Genomic DNA, 17,104 nt, shown 5'->3' on the forward strand with positions numbered 1-17,104 from the left:
GCACTCGCGGCGGGTGCGAAGAACATCGTCCGAATGGACGATGTCCTGGCGTGCGCGATGCGCTTATTCCGCATCGAGAAGCTGGAAGCGCTGGCCTGCGACGAGCGGCGAGCCGGCCAGGAATTCGCGCACCGGCAGGCGCTTGCCGCCGGGCTTCTGCAATTGCGTCAGACGCAGTGCGCCTTCGCCGCAAGCGACCAGCACGCCGTCGGGCGAAACCTCGGTGATGGTGCCCGGCGCCTTGTTGCTGTCAGACGCCAGCGAGGCCACGGTGGTGGCGGCCCAGATCTTGATGGTGCTGCCGTCTTCGAGCGTGCCGGCGCCGCCGGGGAATGGGTCGAACGCGCGCACCTGCCGCCCAAGCGCCTCGGCCGGGCGGCGCCAGTCGAGTGCCGCTTCGTGTTTGGCGATTTTCTCCGCGTAGGTCACGCCGTCGGTCGGCTGCGGGGTCGACGTCAGCTTGCCGCTGTGCTCGAGCTCGATCAGCGCATCGACGATCAGCTGCGCGCCGTACCCGGCGAGACGATCGTGCAGCGTGGCGGTGGTGTCGTCGACGGAGATGGGGGTGCGCACTTCGGAAATCATCGCGCCGGTATCGAGGCCGGCATCCATCTGCATCAGCGTGATGCCGGTTTGCGCGTCACCCGCCTCGATCGCGCGATGAATCGGCGCCGCGCCGCGCCAGCGCGGCAGCAGCGACGCGTGAATGTTGATGCAGCCGAAGCGCGGAATGTCGAGCACCTCCTGCGGCAGGATCAGCCCGTAGGCGGCGACGACCATCACGTCGTGTGGTGTCGCGCGCAATTGCTCGATGCCGGCGGCGGCTTCCTGCGGATATCTGCCGGCGCGGCGCAGCGACGTGGGCTGCGCGACCGCGAGGCCATGTTCCTGCGCGTAGCGCTTGACCGGACTCGCCTGCAGCTTCATGCCGCGTCCCGCGGGCCGGTCCGGCTGCGTCAACACGAGCGGCACGGCAAACCCGGCGCGATGAATCGCGGCCAGCGCGGCCGCGGCGAATTCCGGCGTACCGGCAAAGATGACGCGCAACGAATGACTCATGAATGGGCGGAAGGCAAGTGAAAGCGGGTTACATCGCGTGGGCGAGCTTCTTCATCTTGCTCTTGATGCGCGTTTGCTTCAGCGGCGACAGATATTCGACGAACACGCGGCCAATCAGATGATCCATCTCGTGCTGGATGCACACGGCGAGAAGCCCCTCGCAATCGAGCTCGAACGTTTCGCCCTTCTCGTTCAGCGCGCGCACGCGCACTTTCTCGGCACGCTCGACGTTGTCGTAGATCCCGGGCACCGACAGGCAGCCCTCCTCCGACAGCTTCCTCGCATCGCTCGACCAGACGATTTCAGGGTTGATGAATGCGAGCAGTTCGCCGTGCGTCTCCGACACGTCGATCACGATGACGCGCTCGTGCACGTCCACCTGGGTGGCGGCGAGGCCGACGCCGGGCGCCGCGTACATCGTTTCGGCCATGTCCGCGACGAGACGGCGGATACGGTCGTTGACCTCCGCGACTGGCTTGGCCACCTTGTGCAGCCGTTTGTCCGGGTAATTGAGGATGCTCAGTAAAGCCATGATTTCGAGTGTGATTTGAGACGCCGCCAACGGTTGGAAGGCTCGCGTTGGCCATTCGGCCAGGTTGTGAGCCCGACGTAATACGCAGAGGATAGATGATGTCGAACCGGTTCGATTCAACACGCCTCGTGCGCCCCACGACGAACCCGCGCCGGTCAGCGCGGCGCCGCGGTTGTTCGTGGCTCATTGCCGTTTTATTTCCGCGGTTTTATTTCGGATGATGAAAATTTTAGCATGGCGCCCGCCTGCCCGCAGGCCCCGCCAGAGGAGCAACCCGCATGCAGACCTTGTCCGCAACCCGTATCGAACTGGCCGCCTGGCTGCGGTTGTCGATTGCGCCGGGCCTCAAACCGGCGGCGTTGCGCCTGTTGCTTCGCGCATTCGGGCTGCCGGAAGCGATTTTCACGCAGTCGCGGGAGGCGCTCGCCGAGGTCGCCGGCGAAGCTGCGGCGCGCGCGGTGCTGACGCCGCCGGGTCCCGCGTTCGACGGTGAGCTCGATGCGGTGCTCGCATGGCGCGATCTGCCGGGCAACCAGATCGTCACGCTCGACGATCCCGCGTATCCGCCCACGCTGTTGACGATGCCGGATCCACCGCCGCTTCTATATATAAAGGGCCGGCTCGATCTGCTGCATACGCGAGCCGTCGCGCTGGTGGGCAGCCGCAGCGCGACCCCGCAGGGCATCGAGGATGCGCGGCGATTCGGGCGCGACCTGTCGGCGGCGGGCGTGACGGTCGTGTCAGGGCTCGCGCTCGGCATCGATGGCGCCGCGCATCGGGGCGGGCTGGAAGGCGTCGGCGGGACGGTCGCGGTGGTCGGCACCGGCGCGGATCTGGTGTATCCGGCCGCGCATCATGCGCTCGCGCGGCAGATCGCGGCGCAAGGCGCGATCCTGTCGGAGTGGCCGCTCGGCACGCCGGCGCGCGCCGCCAATTTCCCACAGCGCAATCGGCTGATCGCCGGGCTGGTCAGCGGGGTCGTGATCATCGAGGCGGCTATGCGCTCCGGCTCGCTGATTACCGCGCGGCTCGCCAACGAGATGGGGCGCGACGTGTTCGCATTGCCCGGATCGATTCACGCGCCGTTGTCGCGCGGCTGTCATCGGATGATCAAGCAGGGGGCGCGGCTCGTGGAAACGCCTGACGAGGTGCTGGAGGAACTAGGTTCTGCCCCGCGGCCGGCGCGCACCGCGGGACGCGCGGCGAAGCGTGCTGTGCCGCTGCAGCATACGGGTTTGTGCGCTTCGTCGGATGGGAAGGCTCCTCAAGCTACGAGCGCCGCCTTCGCCGACTCGCCACCGTCCGGACCGGCCCCGCAGCCTGCGCTCGCCTCCGACGCCCAGCGTCTGCTCGCCGCGCTCGGCCATTCGCCGACAACGCTTGAAATTCTCGCCGCCCGCACCGAGATGGAGGATGCTGCCCTGCACGCCACCTTGCTTCGACTCGAACTAGCCGGCGAGGTCACGCTACTGCCCGGCGGTCGCTTCATGCGAGCCCATCATGACTGAGCCGAGACTGACCGGCATCAACGCAGATTGGCCACTCTTCGCGATCGGCCATGCTACATTCGCGCCAAAGCACCCGACAAAGTACACAAGGAAACCACTTCATGCCCGCGCTGAACCTCGACACCGACCAGGACCGGATCGCCGAGCGCGTCAACGAACCCGACACATTGTTCGTTGCATGCCTGTGCGCGGAGTGGTGCGGAACGTGTCGCGAGTACCGGGACGCTTTCAACCGGCTGGCCGAGCGGCACCCGGAAGTCTGTTTCGCATGGATCGACATCGAAACTCATGCGGATCGCTTCGACGATCTGGATGTCGAGAATTTCCCGACCGTCCTGATCGAAGACTCGGTGACGACACGTTTTTTCGGTACGGTTTTGCCGCAGGTGTCGATCGTCGAGCGGATGCTGTCGGATCTGACCGCGCTGCCCGGTGTGACCGGCGCGCCGAAGCTGCGGCCGGCGCTGGCGGTCGCCTGAAGGCGGCCCGGCGCGCCGCCTGGCCCAACCGAAAGCCTCCCGACCCGCGGCTTGCGGCACGGGCCGTCGCCGACAATTTTTGGGGCAGCTTCACCGCTGGCATCGCTGTCCGCACGCGGCGTTTGCCGCAGTTGATCAAGCGCTGGACGCGCAATTATGTTGGCGCGCTTTTATGGCACCTGGCACGTTCGGTTCGCGCCTTGTGCTATAAAGCGGTCGTTATTGGGTCGAACAAGGTCTCAAGCGAGCGCCGCGCGCCATGTTGGCGCTCAAGACCACCCACCCGCATCTTCCAACCTCACATCGAGTCATGTCCAAAGCACTGATCATCGCCGAAAAGCCTTCTGTCGCGAACGACATCGCGCGCGCTTTGGGCGGCTTTACCAAGCATGACGAGTACTATGAAAGCGACGACTACGTGCTTTCATCGGCAGTGGGCCACCTGCTGGAAATTGCCGCGCCCGACGAATACGAAGTCAAGCGCGGCAAGTGGAGCTTTGCCAATCTGCCCGTCATTCCTCCGCATTTCGATCTCAATCCGATCGCGAAGAGCGAGTCGCGTCTGAAGTTGCTGACCCGGCTGTTGAAGCGCAAGGACATCGACCGTCTGATCAACGCATGCGACGCGGGACGCGAGGGCGAGCTGATTTTCCGCCTGATCGCGCAGCACGCGAAAGCCAAACAGCCGGTGCAGCGGCTGTGGCTGCAGTCGATGACGGCCGGCGCGATCCGCGACGGTTTCGCGCGTCTGCGCAGCGACGAAGAGATGCAGCCGCTCGCCGATGCGGCGCGGTGCCGCTCGGAGGCGGACTGGCTCGTCGGCATCAATGGCACGCGCGCGATGACCGCCTTCAACAGCAAGGGCGGCGGCTTCTTCCTGACCACGGTCGGGCGCGTGCAGACGCCGACGCTGTCGATCGTCGTCGAGCGCGAAGAGAAGATTCGACGCTTCGTGCCGCGCGATTACTGGGAAGTGAAGGCGGAGTTCGTCTGCGCGGGCGGCTTCTACGAAGGCCGCTGGTTCGATCCGAAATTCAAGCGCGACGAGTTCGATCCGGAGAAGCGCGATTCGCGCCTCTGGGCGTTGCCAGCGGCAGAGACGATCGTCGCGGCTTGCCGCGGTCAGTTGGGCACGGTGACCGAGGAGTCGAAACCGTCAACGCAGCTGTCGCCCGCGCTCTTCGACCTGACCAGTCTGCAGCGTGAAGCCAACGGCCGCTTCGGCTTTTCGGCGAAGAACACGCTGGGTCTCGCTCAGGCGCTGTACGAAAAGCACAAGGTGCTGACCTATCCGCGAACCGACGCGCGCGCGCTGCCGGAAGACTATCTGGACACGGTCAAGCAGACGCTCGGGATGCTCAAGGAGAGCAACAACTACCTGCCGTTCGCGAAGCAGGCGCTCGATAAGGGCTGGGTGAAACCGAACAAGCGCATCTTCGACAATTCGAAGATCAGCGACCACTTCGCAATCATCCCGACGCTGCAGGCGCCGAAGAATCTGTCCGAACCCGAACAGAAGCTCTACGACCTCGTCGTGAAGCGCTTCCTTTCGGTGTTCTTCCCGGCCGCCGAATTCCGTGTGACGACGCGTATCACCGAGGTGGTCGGCCATCACTTCAAGACCGAAGGCAAGGTGCTGGTCGAGCCGGGCTGGCTGCAGATCTACGGCCGCGAAACCAGCGGCGATGACGCGAACCTCGTGCCGGTGCAGAAAGACGAAAAGGTCAAGACCGACAAGATCGCCGCGCATCAATTGGTCACGAAGCCACCAGCACGCTACAACGAAGCGACGCTGCTGTCGGCGATGGAAGGTGCGGGCAAACTGGTCGAAGACGACGAATTGCGCGAAGCGATGGCGGCCAAGGGGCTCGGCACGCCGGCAACGCGCGCGGCGATCATCGAAGGTCTGCTCACCGAAAAATACCTGATCCGCGAAGGCCGCGATCTGATTCCGACCGCCAAAGCCTTCCAGCTGATGACGCTGCTGCGCGGCCTCGGCGTGAAAGAGCTGACCGCGCCGGAGCTAACCGGCGAATGGGAATACAAGCTCTCGCAGATGGAGCGCGGCAACCTGCCGCGCGACGCGTTCATGCAGGAAATCGCGCGCATGACGCAGACCATCGTCAAGCGGGCGAAGGAATACGATTCCGACACGATACCCGGCGATTACGCGACGTTGCAGACCCCTTGCCCGAATTGCGGCGGCCAGGTGAAGGAAAACTACCGGCGTTTCGCGTGCTCGAAATGCGAGTTCTCGATCTCGAAGATTCCGGGCGGTCGTCAGTTCGAGATCGCCGAAGTCGAAGAACTGCTTCAGAACAAGACGATCGGGCCGCTGTCGGGCTTCCGCAGCAAGATGGGTCGGCCGTTCTCGGCGATCCTGAAACTGTCGCTCGACGATGAAATCAAGAACTATAAGCTCGAGTTCGACTTCGGCCAGGATGCGGCCGGCGAAGACGGCGAACCGCCCGACTTCTCCGATCAGCAGCCGGTCGGCGCGTGTCCAAAGTGTCACGGCCGCGTGTTCGAGCACGGCATGAGTTACGTGTGCGAAAACTCGGTGGCGAGTCCGAAGACGTGCGACTTTCGCTCCGGCAAGGTGATTCTGCAGCAGGAAATCGCCCGCGAGCAGATGTCCAAGTTGCTCGAGGAAGGTCGCACCGATCTGCTGACGAACTTTAAATCGTCGCGCACGGGTCGTAACTTCAAGGCGTTCCTCGTCAAGCAGAACGACGGCAAGATCGGCTTCGAGTTCGAGAAGAAGGAACCGGCGGCGGCGAAAACCGCGGCGGCCAAGACTTCGGGTGCTCGTTCCACGGCGAAAGCGATGCCGGAAGCGGACGAAGGCGATACCGCCGTGGCCGTGAAGGCCGAGCCAGCGGAAAAAAAGGCGGCGGCCAAGAAGGCGCCCGCCGCCAGGACCGCGGCGGCCAAGAAGGCGCCCGCGAAGAAAACTGCCGCGCGTAAGACCGGCTCGTAAGCCGGGCTTCGGATCGGCGGCGCGCGGTGGCAGCCGCAAGTGTCCATGAAAAAAGGCGCGGTCACTCGAAGTGACCGCGCCTTTTTTATCGGCCGCCCGTATCCCCGCGGGCTTTGACATCCGGAGACTTACAGCGGCGACAACGCCGTTGGCCGTGTGCTGCGGTTGGGCGACTTCGCCAGCGGCTTTGGCACGGCTGGCGACAGCTCGCTATCGAGTAGCCGCGACAGCGGCTCGGCGCCATCGAACGCTTCCGGCGCGCGCGACTCGGCTGTCTCGAACGCGGCCGACGTCGCCGGGCGTTCGAGACCGTCCTTGATCCACTGTTCGCCGAGCACGCTGTTCGGCGTCTGGTTGAAATGCTCGACCAGATGGTCGATGAACGTGCGCACTTTGGCCGGAAGGTGACGGCGACTCGGGTACGCAATGTTGATCTCGACCTGCGGCAAACGGTAGTCGCCGAGCAGACGCACGAGCCGACCGCGCGTCATGTCGCGGCCGATCAGGTAGCTCGGCAGGATCGCGATGCCCATGCCGAGCAGCGCAAACTGGCGCAGCATTTCCGTATTGTTCGCGACGATCACGTTCGACGGCCGCACGCGCACTTCCCCTTCGGGCCCCGTGAACACGCGCTCGTCGCCCCAGTATTCGGACGGCAGGCTCAGGCACGGATGTTCGAGCAGATGTTCAGGGCGGCTCGGCGTGCCATGCTTTTCCAGATACGCCGGGGTCGTGCAGACGGTCATGCAGCCCGTGGTCAGACGCCGCGTGACGATGCTCGCGCTGCGCATTTGCCGCGCGATGACGACGCCGACGTCGAAACCTTCCTCGACGAGATCGACCTGACGGTCAACCAGCGTGACGTCGGGAATGACCTTCGGATAGCGCTCCGCGTACGTTTGCAGCACGGGCGCGAGGTTATGCAGCCCGAACACGACTGGCGCGACGATGCGCAGCGTGCCGACGGGTTCGTGATTGCGCGCGACCACCATCTGTTCGACGTCTTCCAGTTCGTCGAGAATTTGACGGGCGCGCTCGAGATAGACCTGACCGGACTCGGTCAGCGACAAGCTGCGGGTCGTGCGATTGAGCAGCCGCGTACCAAGACGGCCCTCGAGGTCTGCAACGTGGCGGGTGGCGACCGCGTTGGAAATATCCATTGCGCTCGCGGCGCGGGCAAAACTGCCGAGATCCGCCACCTTGACGAAAACTCGCATCGACTGCAAATGATCCATAGGACAACTCCTGCCTTGTTACTGCTTCCTGACAATTGGTGGAAACCAGTGGAAGCGAACTTGGAATTCTCCTACGACTCGCAAAATCGTGCAGAAGTTGCCCGCGAACCGGAAAATATTGTCAATTTTGGTACTACTGTGTCAATTCAACCGGGGCCTGAACAGCTATTATTCCCAAAAACAAAACAATTTACTGCGCCGCAGCTTGCTCGATGTTTTTTGTTCGAATAGACGCAAACGTCGTTCAGGGCATTGCGGGAGTCGAAGGGTCGACCATTAACGAGGCGCACATAGAAAAAGCCGCCAACGGGCGGCTTTTTAACTGTAAGTGAGCACTCACATGATCAGGCCGTGAGTTTTCCCTCGAACGCGTGCTTCGCTTCAGTCAGTGCCGGCGGCAGACCTTGTTGCAGCGTGTCAAACAGCTTTGCGTGCAGCACGAGTTCGTCACGCCATGCAGCGTCGTCGACGGAAATGACCTGCTCAAACTGCTCGCGGCTGAAGTTCAGGCCGCTCCAGTCGATGTCCTCGTAGTGGGGCGAAATACCGAACGCATGATCTTCGCCCTGCGCGGTGCCCTCGACGCGCCCAACGATCCAGCTCAACACGCGCATGTTTTCGCCGAAGCCTGGCCACACGAACTTGCCGTCCGCGCCCTTGCGGAACCAGTTCACGCAGAAGATTTTCGGCAGCTTCGCGCTCAGCTGCTGCAAACGCTCGCCGGTTTTCAGCCAATGGCTGAAATAGTCGCTCATGTTGTAGCCGCAGAACGGCAGCATCGCGAACGGATCGCGACGCACCACGCCCTGCTGGCCCGCCGCCGCGGCCGTGGTTTCGGAGCCCATCGTCGCCGCCATGTAGACGCCCTCGACCCAGTTGCGCGCTTCGGTGACGAGCGGCACGGTGGTCGAGCGACGACCGCCGAAGATGAAGGCGTCGATCGCGACACCGGCCGGGTTTTCCCAGTCCGCATCGATCGATGGGCACTGCGACGCAGGTGCCGTGAAGCGCGCGTTCGGGTGCGCCGCTTTACGGCCGGTTTCCTTTGCGTCGGCCGGCGTCCAGTCGTTGCCCAGCCAGTCGATCAAGTGCGCCGGCGGCTCGTCGGTCATGCCTTCCCACCAGACGTCGCCGTCGTCGGTCAGCGCAACGTTCGTGAAGATCACGTTTTCCTTCAACGTGGCGAGCGCGTTGTAATTGGTCTTTTCGCTGGTGCCGGGCGCGACGCCGAAATAACCCGCTTCCGGATTGATCGCGTACAGGCGGCCGTCCTTGCCCGGCTTGATCCACGCGATGTCGTCACCGATCGTGGAGATTTTCCAGCCGTTCAGTGCCGCCGGCGGGATCAGCATCGCAAAGTTGGTCTTGCCGCACGCCGACGGGAACGCCGCCGCGACGTGATGCTTGCGCCCTTCCGGCGAGGTGACGCCGAGAATCAGCATGTGTTCGGCGAGCCATCCCTCGTCGCGCCCCATCGTCGATGCGATGCGCAGCGCGAAGCACTTCTTGCCTAGCAGTGCGTTGCCACCATAGCCCGAGCCAAAGCTCCAGATTTCGCGCGATTCGGGGAAATGCACGATGTACTTGGTCTTGTTGCAAGGCCACGATGCATCCTGCTCGCCCGCCGCGAGCGGCGCGCCGACCGAATGCACGCACGGCACGAACTCGCCCTCCTCGCCGAGCACGTCGTACACCTTGCGGCCCATGCGCGTCATGATGCGCATATTGGTCACGACGTACGGGCTGTCGCTCAGTTCGACGCCGATGTGCGCGATCGGCGAGCCGAGCGGACCCATCGAGAACGGCACCACGTACATCGTGCGGCCGCGCATTGCGCCGTCGAACAGGCCGTCGAGCGTCGAGCGCATTTCGGCCGGGGCGACCCAGTTGTTGGTGGGGCCCGCGTCCTCGGCGCGCTGCGAGCAGATGAAGGTACGATCCTCGACGCGCGCGACGTCGGACGGATCGGAGCAGGCGAGATAGGAATTGGGACGCTTGGCGGGGTTGAGTTTCTTCAGGGTCCCGGCTTCGACCATCTGCGCGCACAGGCGGTCATATTCTTCCTGCGAGCCGTCGCACCAGACCACTTTTTCGGGCTTGGTCAGCGCGGCGATGCGCTGGACCCAGTCGATCAGCTTGCGGTGTTTGACCCATGTGGGCGCCTCGATAGTGGGCTGTCCTTCGAACGAGGGATGATTCATCGACTTGTCTCCGTTTGAAGCAATGGAAAAACGGTACAAGCCCGGGGACGCTGCATGCGAGAGGCATTGAATTCATCGCGATGACGTGTCAACTTTCGACTGCCGCGCACGATTGCGCAGATCGTCCTGGGCCACACAGCTTGCCAGGCGGAGGCGCGCTTCGTACACGGCTTCTGCAACCTTGTGTAAAGCGGCTTGCCTCAACACGCAACAAACTGCTAAAAACGTTCTCAATTCGCCTTCACGTAGCGCTACCGTTCTTTTGCGTGCGAAAGCTTCTACGGTAGGACATTCAGCCAGACCAGCGTGTGACCTACATCACATGCTGGGACAGTCAGCATAACATTCTGTTCGCACCACCGAGGTGCGCAGCAAAGTACATACCATGAAGATTGCCATCCTTGACGATTACCAGGACGCCGTTCGCAAGCTCGACTGCTTTCAATTGCTGGCCGACCAGGAAGTCAAAGTATTCAACAATACCGTGCGCGGTCTCGGACAACTGGCGAGCCGTCTCGCGGAAGTCGACGCCCTCGTCCTGATTCGCGAACGTACCCGCATCACCTCGCAACTGCTCGACAAGCTGCCACGTTTGCGCATGATCAGTCAGACCGGCAAGGTGTCGAGCCACATCGATCTCGCGGCCTGTACCGAGCGCGGCATCGCCGTCCTCGAGGGCAGCGGTTCGCCGGTCGCGCCGGCCGAGCTGACGTGGGCACTCATCATGGCCGCCCAACGGCGTATTCCGCAATACGTGGCAAACCTTAAACAGGGCGCCTGGCAGCAATCGGGGCTAAAGACATCGGCGCTGCCGCCGAACTTCGGTTTGGGTCAGGTGCTGCGCGGACAGACGCTAGGGATCTGGGGCTACGGCAAGATCGGCCGGCTCGTGGCCGGCTATGGCAAGGCCTTCGGCATGAACGTGCTGGTGTGGGGCCGCGAGCATTCGCGCGAAGCCGCTCGCGCCGACGGCTACGGTGTCGAGGCGAGTCGTGAGGAGCTGTTCGAGAACAGCGATGTGCTGTCGCTGCATCTGCGTCTGCACGACGACACGCGTGGCATCGTCAAGCAGGACGACCTGATGCGCATGAAGCCGACCGCACTGCTCGTGAACACGAGCCGCGCCGAACTGCTCGATGAGAATGCGCTGGTGAGCGCGCTGTCGCACAATCGTCCAGGAATGGTCGCGATCGACGTCTACGAAAGCGAGCCGATCCTGCAGGGGTACAGCCTGCTGCGCATGGAAAACGTGATCTGCACACCGCACATTGGCTATGTGGAGCGTGAGAGCTACGAGCTGTATTTCGCCGCGGCGTTCAGGAACATTCTCGCGTTCGATGCCGGCGATACCGCCAGTGTCGCGAATCCGGAGGCATTGCAGGGCGGCCGTCGGCGATGATTGGCGGGTGGCGCGGCTGGCGGCCAGGTTCGGCCCGCCGGGCCGCGTCGCTCACCGTGCTTCGTGCGCTCCCGCCTCCATCAATGCGGGTATGCGCCCAAGGAAGGTCTCGCCGTCCGCGCGGCCGAGGTTGTACGCGTGCACCATCTGCGACGGACTCGTGTAATCCCAACTCGAAATCGGTACCTTGCGCGACGGCTGCACGTATAGCCGCTGCTGCACGCCGTGCGGGACGACGAACATCTGCGGCCGCGGATAAAGACGCGTGACCATCACGAGCACGTTGCCCGGCGCATCGGCGTCGAGCGCGCCGACCGGCACGTTATCGACCATGCCGCCGTCGAGCACCGGCCGGCCGTTGCGCCGCAGAACCGGCGTGAACGGCGGCGTACTCGACGATTGCAGGATCAGGTCCGCCAACTCGTCGATGCTCGCGCAATCCTGCGCGCGCACGAATTCCGGCTGAAAACCGAGCGTCCGACCAAGCGTCGGATGCAGCGTCTTGCGCACGTATTTTTCGATGTTGTATGCGACCAGCCCCGCCGCGACCGCGCTTCTCGCGCCCAGCCAGCGCGGCAGATGCGACACGCCGATGCGGATTTCCGGCGCCTGCGCGAGCCTGGAAAACCTGTCGCCGTAGATGTCGAGCAGCGCCTGCCGGTAGATCCGGTAATGCGGGAACACCGACTCGCCGCGCAGCAGATTGCCCCAGTAGGCGTTGCGCGTATTGTGGCGCAGCGCGTCCTCGTAATAGCGCATGACCCAGTCGGAATCGCCGCGCGTGTAAATCATGCACGCGGTCGCGGCGCCGGCCGAGATGCCGGTGATCACGCGCGGGCGGATGTCGAGTTGCGGCTGCACGACGTCCCAAAAACCCGCCTGCCACCAACAGCGGTTGCCCCCGCCTGCGAATACGACCTGATCGAACATGCTGCTTTTCCTTGCTTTCCTTTGCTCTTGCTACGGGTAGGTTGCGTGGCCGCCGGCTCGGGTCCGGCGGGCACTCACCCCAGCAGCGCGTAAGTCGTGGTGGCGTGAACGGCCATATTGCCGCCTTCGTCGAACAGCTCGACTTCGCCGAACACCAGATTACGGCCCATGCGCAGCACGCGCGCCTTGATCAACACGTCGCCCTTGCGGACCGCGCGCATGAAATTGATGTTTAGCGACACCGTGCTCATCGGCTTGAAGCCGCCGAGCGCGGCTGTGATGGCGACGACCATCGCCGTATCCGCGGCCGCCATGAACACCTGGCCGCTGATCATGCCGCCTGAGTGACGCCACTCGCCGGAAAACGGCAGACGCAGCGTCGCGCTTTCCTCGTCGACGTTGACCGGCGTCAGCGTGAGCGCTCGGACCCATGGCGCGAGAACTCGGTCGAGCAACTCGGTGATCTCTTTGTCATCCATGGCAGTCCCCGGTCGAAAGCCACACGATGCTGCGCGCGGCGAGATGTCCGCGACATGATACCGGCAGGATTGGACGCGTCGGTGCTTTCCGGACGGCGGCTTTGTCGAGGAAAGACTCAATCTCGGGCGATGTGATCCTTTTAATAAAACTACTAAATGGGGTTGGCAATCTCGAAAACATCCTGCATAATCTCGTTTCTGTCGGGGCGTTAGCTCAGTTGGTAGAGCAGCGGACTCTTAATCCGTAGGTCGAGTGTTCGAGTCACTCACGCCCCACCAAAGAAATCAAGCACTTAGCCCGGTCATTGCGACCGGGCTTTTTGCTTTCTGGCTTCCGTGTAACCGCCATGTAACCGGATTCGGTCAACACGAGTCGACACGACCTCCCTGCCCGAAAGGTGCTGAGGTGCACTGCCGCCCTGACCCAAGCGCGTGAGGCCGGCGAGAATGGCATGCGTGAACCCGAACCGCGCTATGCACGCGTCGCGGCCGTCACCAAAGCGCATGTAGCCGTTTTCGTCGCATATCTGCTGCCGACGGTGGACCGTGAGCCGCTCACGTTCATCCTAAAGCCCATTCTGTTCCGCTTTTCGTTGCGCCCGGTATGCGAGCGCCGCGCGAATCCGCTTCGCGCCGTAAAGAAAAGGACGCCGCCGGCCAGCGAGTCCGCACGCGACCACCGCGAACACCGCTTCGCGTCGCTAGGAGCATACGCGTCAGGCAGCAGGCGGCCAGGAAGCGTCATCCGATCGTGCCATCGCCCAGGCATTCAGGCGTCGGCTCCACTCAGACACCGGCCGTTCAACCCGTCGAAGTTTTGCTTGTCGATCGTTGGCCCTGTTGCGCTGGCACGCATTCGGAAGCGGATGGCTCACGGGGCGACATATCGACCGGTCCCGAATGTCGGCACTACTGCTCTCGGGCCTCATATTCAAAATTTGGCTTCTGAACGATCCGCAGGAGGGGGAAGACGTCGCTTTTGAAACCCTCCGGGATGTAAAGAGCAAACGCGCTCGGATCGACAGCGACATCAAGTGCGACAGGACGCCTGTCAGCGACCGTCATTTCTGCAAAGGCGGCACTCACCATCGAACTGAGATTGCCAATCACCTCCAAATCCTGCCCTTCGTGTGTTTCGCGCGGCGTTGCAGTGATGACCATCCCCAGCAGTTTTCCATTCTCGACAATGGCCTCAGAGGTGTCAGGCCAATCCCCGTATCTCATCAGCCGAAAGGCAATTTCTTTCTCCGCCGGCTCGATGATCTCCATACCGCGGCAAAACAATCGGGAGCTTCGGAAGATGATCTGCGCCTGACCGTCATCGTCGATCTCCTTCGCCTCTGTGGGATTTGCTAATAACTCAAGCCGAAGCTCAGGCAATGTAGCGAGCGACACATCCCCGATTGCGGACATCTCATTTTTTGCCATTGCGTTCATTACGCCTGTAATAAGGCTGTCTCCCTTTTCTTCGAAAGAGTGCCGTGAGAGCAGGCACCATCGATTCCAACGGGAGAAAAAGATAGCAATCTTCAGCGGTGTCGAATTGATGTCCGCGTATCGATCCAACTGTTCGAAATAACTTCGTTTTAAAGAAAACGGCCGGTCCAGACCATCTGCGTGACAGTTCTTGACCTCGATCAGCATTTGGCGGCGGTCCCGGAGTGTTAGCCGGTAGTCGGGAGCCTTCACATCTCCATCAGCGGTGAAGATATCGCCGGAATCTTCGACCTTTACCATCAAACACTGTCCCAAGGCCCCGGCCACGTGAGCGAATAGCGCCTCGATGCGCTTTCCGTAGAGTATTCTGAGATTCCCGTGCGCAGCTTTGAGCGAATTTTCGATCGCGGTGATGAATTGCCTCTGGTGAGCTTCGTTGTCGACCCGGTACCCTTCTTTCAAGCCAACAGCCGTGAAAAGGTTGAGCGCCTCGAAGGTTTCCGGGGTTCTGGCAATTCGCTTCATATTTACCCTTCGATTGAGGCCGGGACAGCGCGCTTCGGGTTACAGCTTCGGCGTCGCAAGTTGACAACTCCCGACGAACTGTTGAGATATAAGGTACGGCTTGAACCACGCCTTCATCTTCTTTCGATCTACCTCGGTACGCTCTTGAGTGTCGAGTTGTTCGCCGTTCACCTGAAGGCTTACTCTGTCAATCACCACAATGTTCATCGCGAACTCTGTGTTTTGATGCTGCGAGAGGAAGCGATCCACTGAGGACTGGTCTGACACTTTTAACCACTCCCCGATGTAGCGATTGCGGTTTGTCGAGCAGTCGTCCGAGAAGACGTAGCTCGTGTCGGTCGTGCGGCAGAGCGGATACCGAATCTCGTGTGTCCCATCGTCGTTCTCGATCAACGTGTTGTCCTTCAACGTGTAGATCGCCGTGACGGTCGTGGCATCGCCCGTCTGGACATCACTTGGGGCGTTGATGCCTGAGGTTTTCATAGTGCCCTCGCAGTGAAGGATGCGAGCTGGCGGCGACTCAGCAACCGCGACATTGCAAGCGCAGACCAGCAGCGCGACGACAGAATGCACGGTCCATTTGTTCATGGTCTCCCCCAGTGTGGTTTGGCAGAACTGTAGCGCACCCGGACCGAAAATTGGTCTGATAATCCGTGAGGACAGCGCCCGCGCGCGGCCCTCCGCTTTCCCCCATTGGCCCTCCTTCGAACGCGTCTGAGAATTTCGGAGGGTGCGCGGTTGCTGGAATTGGGGCGCGGGGCGTCGCTGCCGTGTGAAGGCGGTTGGCTCAAAGGTGCCGGGTAAATGTCCGCTGTAGTCAGAGAGCCGCCCTTGCAGTGGACTTATTTCCGCAGACCGAAACGGGTCGCGTGCCGCCGATCGCGACCTTGCGAGATTCGCGGGCGCATGAGGTTTTGTCTGAGGCAGTGACCGGCCAATTTAAGACGCTCGACTTCTCCATGTGTTTGCGCCCGGCGATGAATGACAGCACGAAGCGGCCAGCGGGTCGATAGCGCAGACGTTTCGCTGCGCGATCCTTATCGCATCCCGCCAAAGCTGGTGCTAGTATCTTCTTCGCCAAATCGACGCAGAAAGCGGGTCGTTTTGCAACTAATCCGAAGCGCTTTGCGATAAATTTGCAAGGCGAATTAAAACTAATCAATAATTTGATATTTGGAGTTGACGTGGACAGCGGAAAAAGCAGCGAGAGAATACATTATCTGTATTGGATAGGAATTTTAAGTTCTTTACTTATCTACTCCGCAGTATCAAAATTTACACCTGAGCCAAAATTCACCGAATATCTTGGGAATGCTGCCGCTGGAATTTCGATAGTTCTTGGCGTCGTCGCCATTTTTTATTCCTTTATCTCCAATAACAATTTGTCTGCGAGCTTAGGCAATATAACCGGCGTCTCCGAGAGTCTAAAGCTATCTGAATCAAAAATCGGAAATGTGCTAGATCAATCGAAGATACTTATTGGAAACCATGACGAGAATATCAAGAACATGCGCGACATTTCGCAGCATGTTCAGTCAAGTGTTTTGACTCTTTCCGAAACACTTGCTGCAATGTCCAGCAAAACGGATGAGTTGCAACAGACGATACGCATCGTTCCAATGCGACTCGACTCGCTTAAAGAGATGATCGAAAAGGAGAAGCAACCGGTCGCGACTGTGCCGCAATCTAATCATCCGCAAGGTTTTTCGCCCGAACAAGCTAGCAGTTTTAATGCCGCAGCCCCCGTTTCGGGGAATTTCATAACGTATGCATGCGTACTCGCCAACAAACACGACAGAGAGCTTTCTATCGAAGAAGTTTGCAAGTTGATAAAGCGAAATTATCCCAGCCTTTTAACCGGGTTTATGCATTGCATGTACGCAACTGGCCTTGTGTCACGAGAGGTCGTCGATGGCAAGAATGACACATGGAAAATAGTGGGCGTCGATGAAGAAATTGCGAAGGACATTAGACCATATTTCTCTCGCTACATTGAGCTTGCCTTTAGGAATGATGCCCAAAAAATGGCAGACTACTTAAGTATTCTAGAAGCCATGGAAAATTTCTACTCAGGGTCGCCGACTTCATAAGCTAAATGAACAGCTAATCCCGCCGATTCGGCTTGGGTTCTGTTTGTCACGTGCGGCTGGATGCTAGTCGACCAATGGATGACCGCTTTCCGGCGCGACGAAGGTCTGCAATGGGTCGGTTTCTGCCCGACGGAAGTGAGCGTGTTCACACTTACGAGCGCGCGCGTAGCTTGTTACTGTTGATCGATTCGCTTTCGGGCTTCCCGCTCCTCATCGGTCCAGTATTCCGGCCGCCCTGCCGCCGCGCCCA

At 61.2% G+C, this 17,104-nt stretch carries 14 protein-coding genes and 1 tRNA gene; 7 read left to right on the forward strand and 8 right to left on the reverse strand.

Annotated features, from left to right (window positions below):
* Nucleotides 1-63 precede the first annotated feature (63 nt).
* The gene (gene fmt / locus F6X42_RS00695) at nt 64-1,059 is read right to left on the reverse strand and encodes a methionyl-tRNA formyltransferase (protein ID WP_187632361.1); all 996 of its coding nucleotides are present in this window, start codon (nt 1,057-1,059) and stop codon (nt 64-66) included.
* Nucleotides 1,060-1,087: 28 nt separating this feature from the next.
* On the reverse strand, nt 1,088-1,591 hold the full coding sequence (gene def, locus F6X42_RS00700; RefSeq protein ID WP_187632362.1) for a peptide deformylase: 504 nt from the start codon (nt 1,589-1,591) through the stop codon (nt 1,088-1,090).
* 278 nt (nt 1,592-1,869) lie between these two features.
* Here def and dprA point away from each other — a divergent pair, with 278 nt between their 5' ends.
* From dprA to F6X42_RS00715, 3 genes are all read left to right on the forward strand, one after another.
* Nucleotides 1,870-3,099 carry a DNA-processing protein DprA gene (gene dprA / locus F6X42_RS00705; RefSeq protein ID WP_187632363.1) on the forward strand — a complete coding sequence of 410 codons (1,230 nt, stop codon included), beginning with the start codon at nt 1,870-1,872 and terminating at the stop codon, nt 3,097-3,099.
* A gap of 101 nt (nt 3,100-3,200) precedes the next feature.
* Entirely contained in the window at nt 3,201-3,578 is a 378-nt protein-coding gene (locus F6X42_RS00710; protein ID WP_187632364.1) for a thioredoxin family protein, read from the forward strand.
* Between the two features lie 310 nt (nt 3,579-3,888).
* Nucleotides 3,889-6,558, forward strand: a complete 2,670-nt coding sequence (locus tag F6X42_RS00715) for a DNA topoisomerase III (protein WP_187632365.1) — start codon at nt 3,889-3,891, stop codon at nt 6,556-6,558.
* A gap of 128 nt (nt 6,559-6,686) precedes the next feature.
* Here F6X42_RS00715 and F6X42_RS00720 read toward each other — a convergent pair whose 3' ends face one another.
* A complete protein-coding gene (locus F6X42_RS00720; RefSeq protein WP_187632366.1) occupies nt 6,687-7,793 on the reverse strand; it encodes a LysR family transcriptional regulator in 1,107 nt (368 codons plus the stop codon).
* Between the two features lie 60 nt (nt 7,794-7,853).
* On the opposite strand from F6X42_RS00720, the gene F6X42_RS00725 reads away from it, so the two are divergent.
* Nucleotides 7,854-8,024, forward strand: a complete 171-nt coding sequence (locus F6X42_RS00725) for a hypothetical protein (RefSeq protein ID WP_187632367.1) — start codon at nt 7,854-7,856, stop codon at nt 8,022-8,024.
* Between the two features lie 113 nt (nt 8,025-8,137).
* Here F6X42_RS00725 and F6X42_RS00730 read toward each other — a convergent pair whose 3' ends face one another.
* Nucleotides 8,138-9,994, reverse strand: coding sequence for a phosphoenolpyruvate carboxykinase (GTP) (locus F6X42_RS00730; RefSeq protein WP_187632368.1), 1,857 nt, complete (start codon nt 9,992-9,994; stop codon nt 8,138-8,140).
* 385 nt (nt 9,995-10,379) lie between these two features.
* Between F6X42_RS00730 and F6X42_RS00735 the strand changes: the two genes are divergently transcribed.
* Nucleotides 10,380-11,393 (forward strand): D-2-hydroxyacid dehydrogenase family protein, encoded by a 1,014-nt coding sequence (locus F6X42_RS00735; RefSeq protein WP_187632369.1) that lies wholly within the window; start codon nt 10,380-10,382, stop codon nt 11,391-11,393.
* A gap of 51 nt (nt 11,394-11,444) precedes the next feature.
* Here F6X42_RS00735 and F6X42_RS00740 read toward each other — a convergent pair whose 3' ends face one another.
* Nucleotides 11,445-12,323: a patatin-like phospholipase family protein gene (locus F6X42_RS00740; RefSeq protein ID WP_187632370.1), complete on the reverse strand. Its 879-nt coding sequence runs from the start codon at nt 12,321-12,323 to the stop codon at nt 11,445-11,447.
* Nucleotides 12,324-12,397: 74 nt separating this feature from the next.
* Nucleotides 12,398-12,802: a PaaI family thioesterase gene (locus F6X42_RS00745; RefSeq protein WP_187632371.1), complete on the reverse strand. Its 405-nt coding sequence runs from the start codon at nt 12,800-12,802 to the stop codon at nt 12,398-12,400.
* A gap of 203 nt (nt 12,803-13,005) precedes the next feature.
* On the opposite strand from F6X42_RS00745, the gene F6X42_RS00750 reads away from it, so the two are divergent.
* Nucleotides 13,006-13,081, forward strand: a tRNA-Lys gene (locus F6X42_RS00750).
* Between the two features lie 630 nt (nt 13,082-13,711).
* Here F6X42_RS00750 and F6X42_RS00755 read toward each other — a convergent pair.
* Nucleotides 13,712-14,764: a hypothetical protein gene (locus tag F6X42_RS00755; RefSeq protein WP_184061692.1), complete on the reverse strand. Its 1,053-nt coding sequence runs from the start codon at nt 14,762-14,764 to the stop codon at nt 13,712-13,714.
* A 39-nt stretch (nt 14,765-14,803) separates the two neighbouring features.
* Entirely contained in the window at nt 14,804-15,352 is a 549-nt protein-coding gene (locus F6X42_RS00760; RefSeq protein WP_187632372.1) for a hypothetical protein, read from the reverse strand.
* 596 nt (nt 15,353-15,948) lie between these two features.
* On the opposite strand from F6X42_RS00760, the gene F6X42_RS00765 reads away from it, so the two are divergent.
* A complete protein-coding gene (locus F6X42_RS00765; protein ID WP_187632373.1) occupies nt 15,949-16,854 on the forward strand; it encodes a hypothetical protein in 906 nt (301 codons plus the stop codon).
* The last annotated feature ends 250 nt before the right edge of the window (nt 16,855-17,104 follow it).

The sequence above is a fragment of the Paraburkholderia podalyriae genome (genome assembly GCF_014397785.1).
GTDB classification, from domain to species: domain Bacteria; phylum Pseudomonadota; class Gammaproteobacteria; order Burkholderiales; family Burkholderiaceae; genus Paraburkholderia; species Paraburkholderia podalyriae.

What these genes read in the sequence shown, in the direction of transcription:
- F6X42_RS00755 (WP_184061692.1), bottom strand. Translation starts at nt 14,764, where the DNA reads ATGAAGCGAATTGCCAGAACCCCGGAAACCTTCGAGGCGCTCAACCTT.
- F6X42_RS00710 (WP_187632364.1), top strand. Translation starts at nt 3,201, where the DNA reads ATGCCCGCGCTGAACCTCGACACCGACCAGGACCGGATCGCCGAGCGC.
- F6X42_RS00745 (WP_187632371.1), bottom strand. Translation starts at nt 12,802, where the DNA reads ATGGATGACAAAGAGATCACCGAGTTGCTCGACCGAGTTCTCGCGCCA.
- F6X42_RS00740 (WP_187632370.1), bottom strand. Translation starts at nt 12,323, where the DNA reads ATGTTCGATCAGGTCGTATTCGCAGGCGGGGGCAACCGCTGTTGGTGG.
- F6X42_RS00720 (WP_187632366.1), bottom strand. Translation starts at nt 7,793, where the DNA reads ATGGATCATTTGCAGTCGATGCGAGTTTTCGTCAAGGTGGCGGATCTC.
- F6X42_RS00730 (WP_187632368.1), bottom strand. Translation starts at nt 9,994, where the DNA reads ATGAATCATCCCTCGTTCGAAGGACAGCCCACTATCGAGGCGCCCACA.
- F6X42_RS00735 (WP_187632369.1), top strand. Translation starts at nt 10,380, where the DNA reads ATGAAGATTGCCATCCTTGACGATTACCAGGACGCCGTTCGCAAGCTC.
- def (WP_187632362.1), bottom strand. Translation starts at nt 1,591, where the DNA reads ATGGCTTTACTGAGCATCCTCAATTACCCGGACAAACGGCTGCACAAG.
- fmt (WP_187632361.1), bottom strand. Translation starts at nt 1,059, where the DNA reads ATGAGTCATTCGTTGCGCGTCATCTTTGCCGGTACGCCGGAATTCGCC.
- F6X42_RS00715 (WP_187632365.1), top strand. Translation starts at nt 3,889, where the DNA reads ATGTCCAAAGCACTGATCATCGCCGAAAAGCCTTCTGTCGCGAACGAC.
- F6X42_RS00760 (WP_187632372.1), bottom strand. Translation starts at nt 15,352, where the DNA reads ATGAACAAATGGACCGTGCATTCTGTCGTCGCGCTGCTGGTCTGCGCT.
- dprA (WP_187632363.1), top strand. Translation starts at nt 1,870, where the DNA reads ATGCAGACCTTGTCCGCAACCCGTATCGAACTGGCCGCCTGGCTGCGG.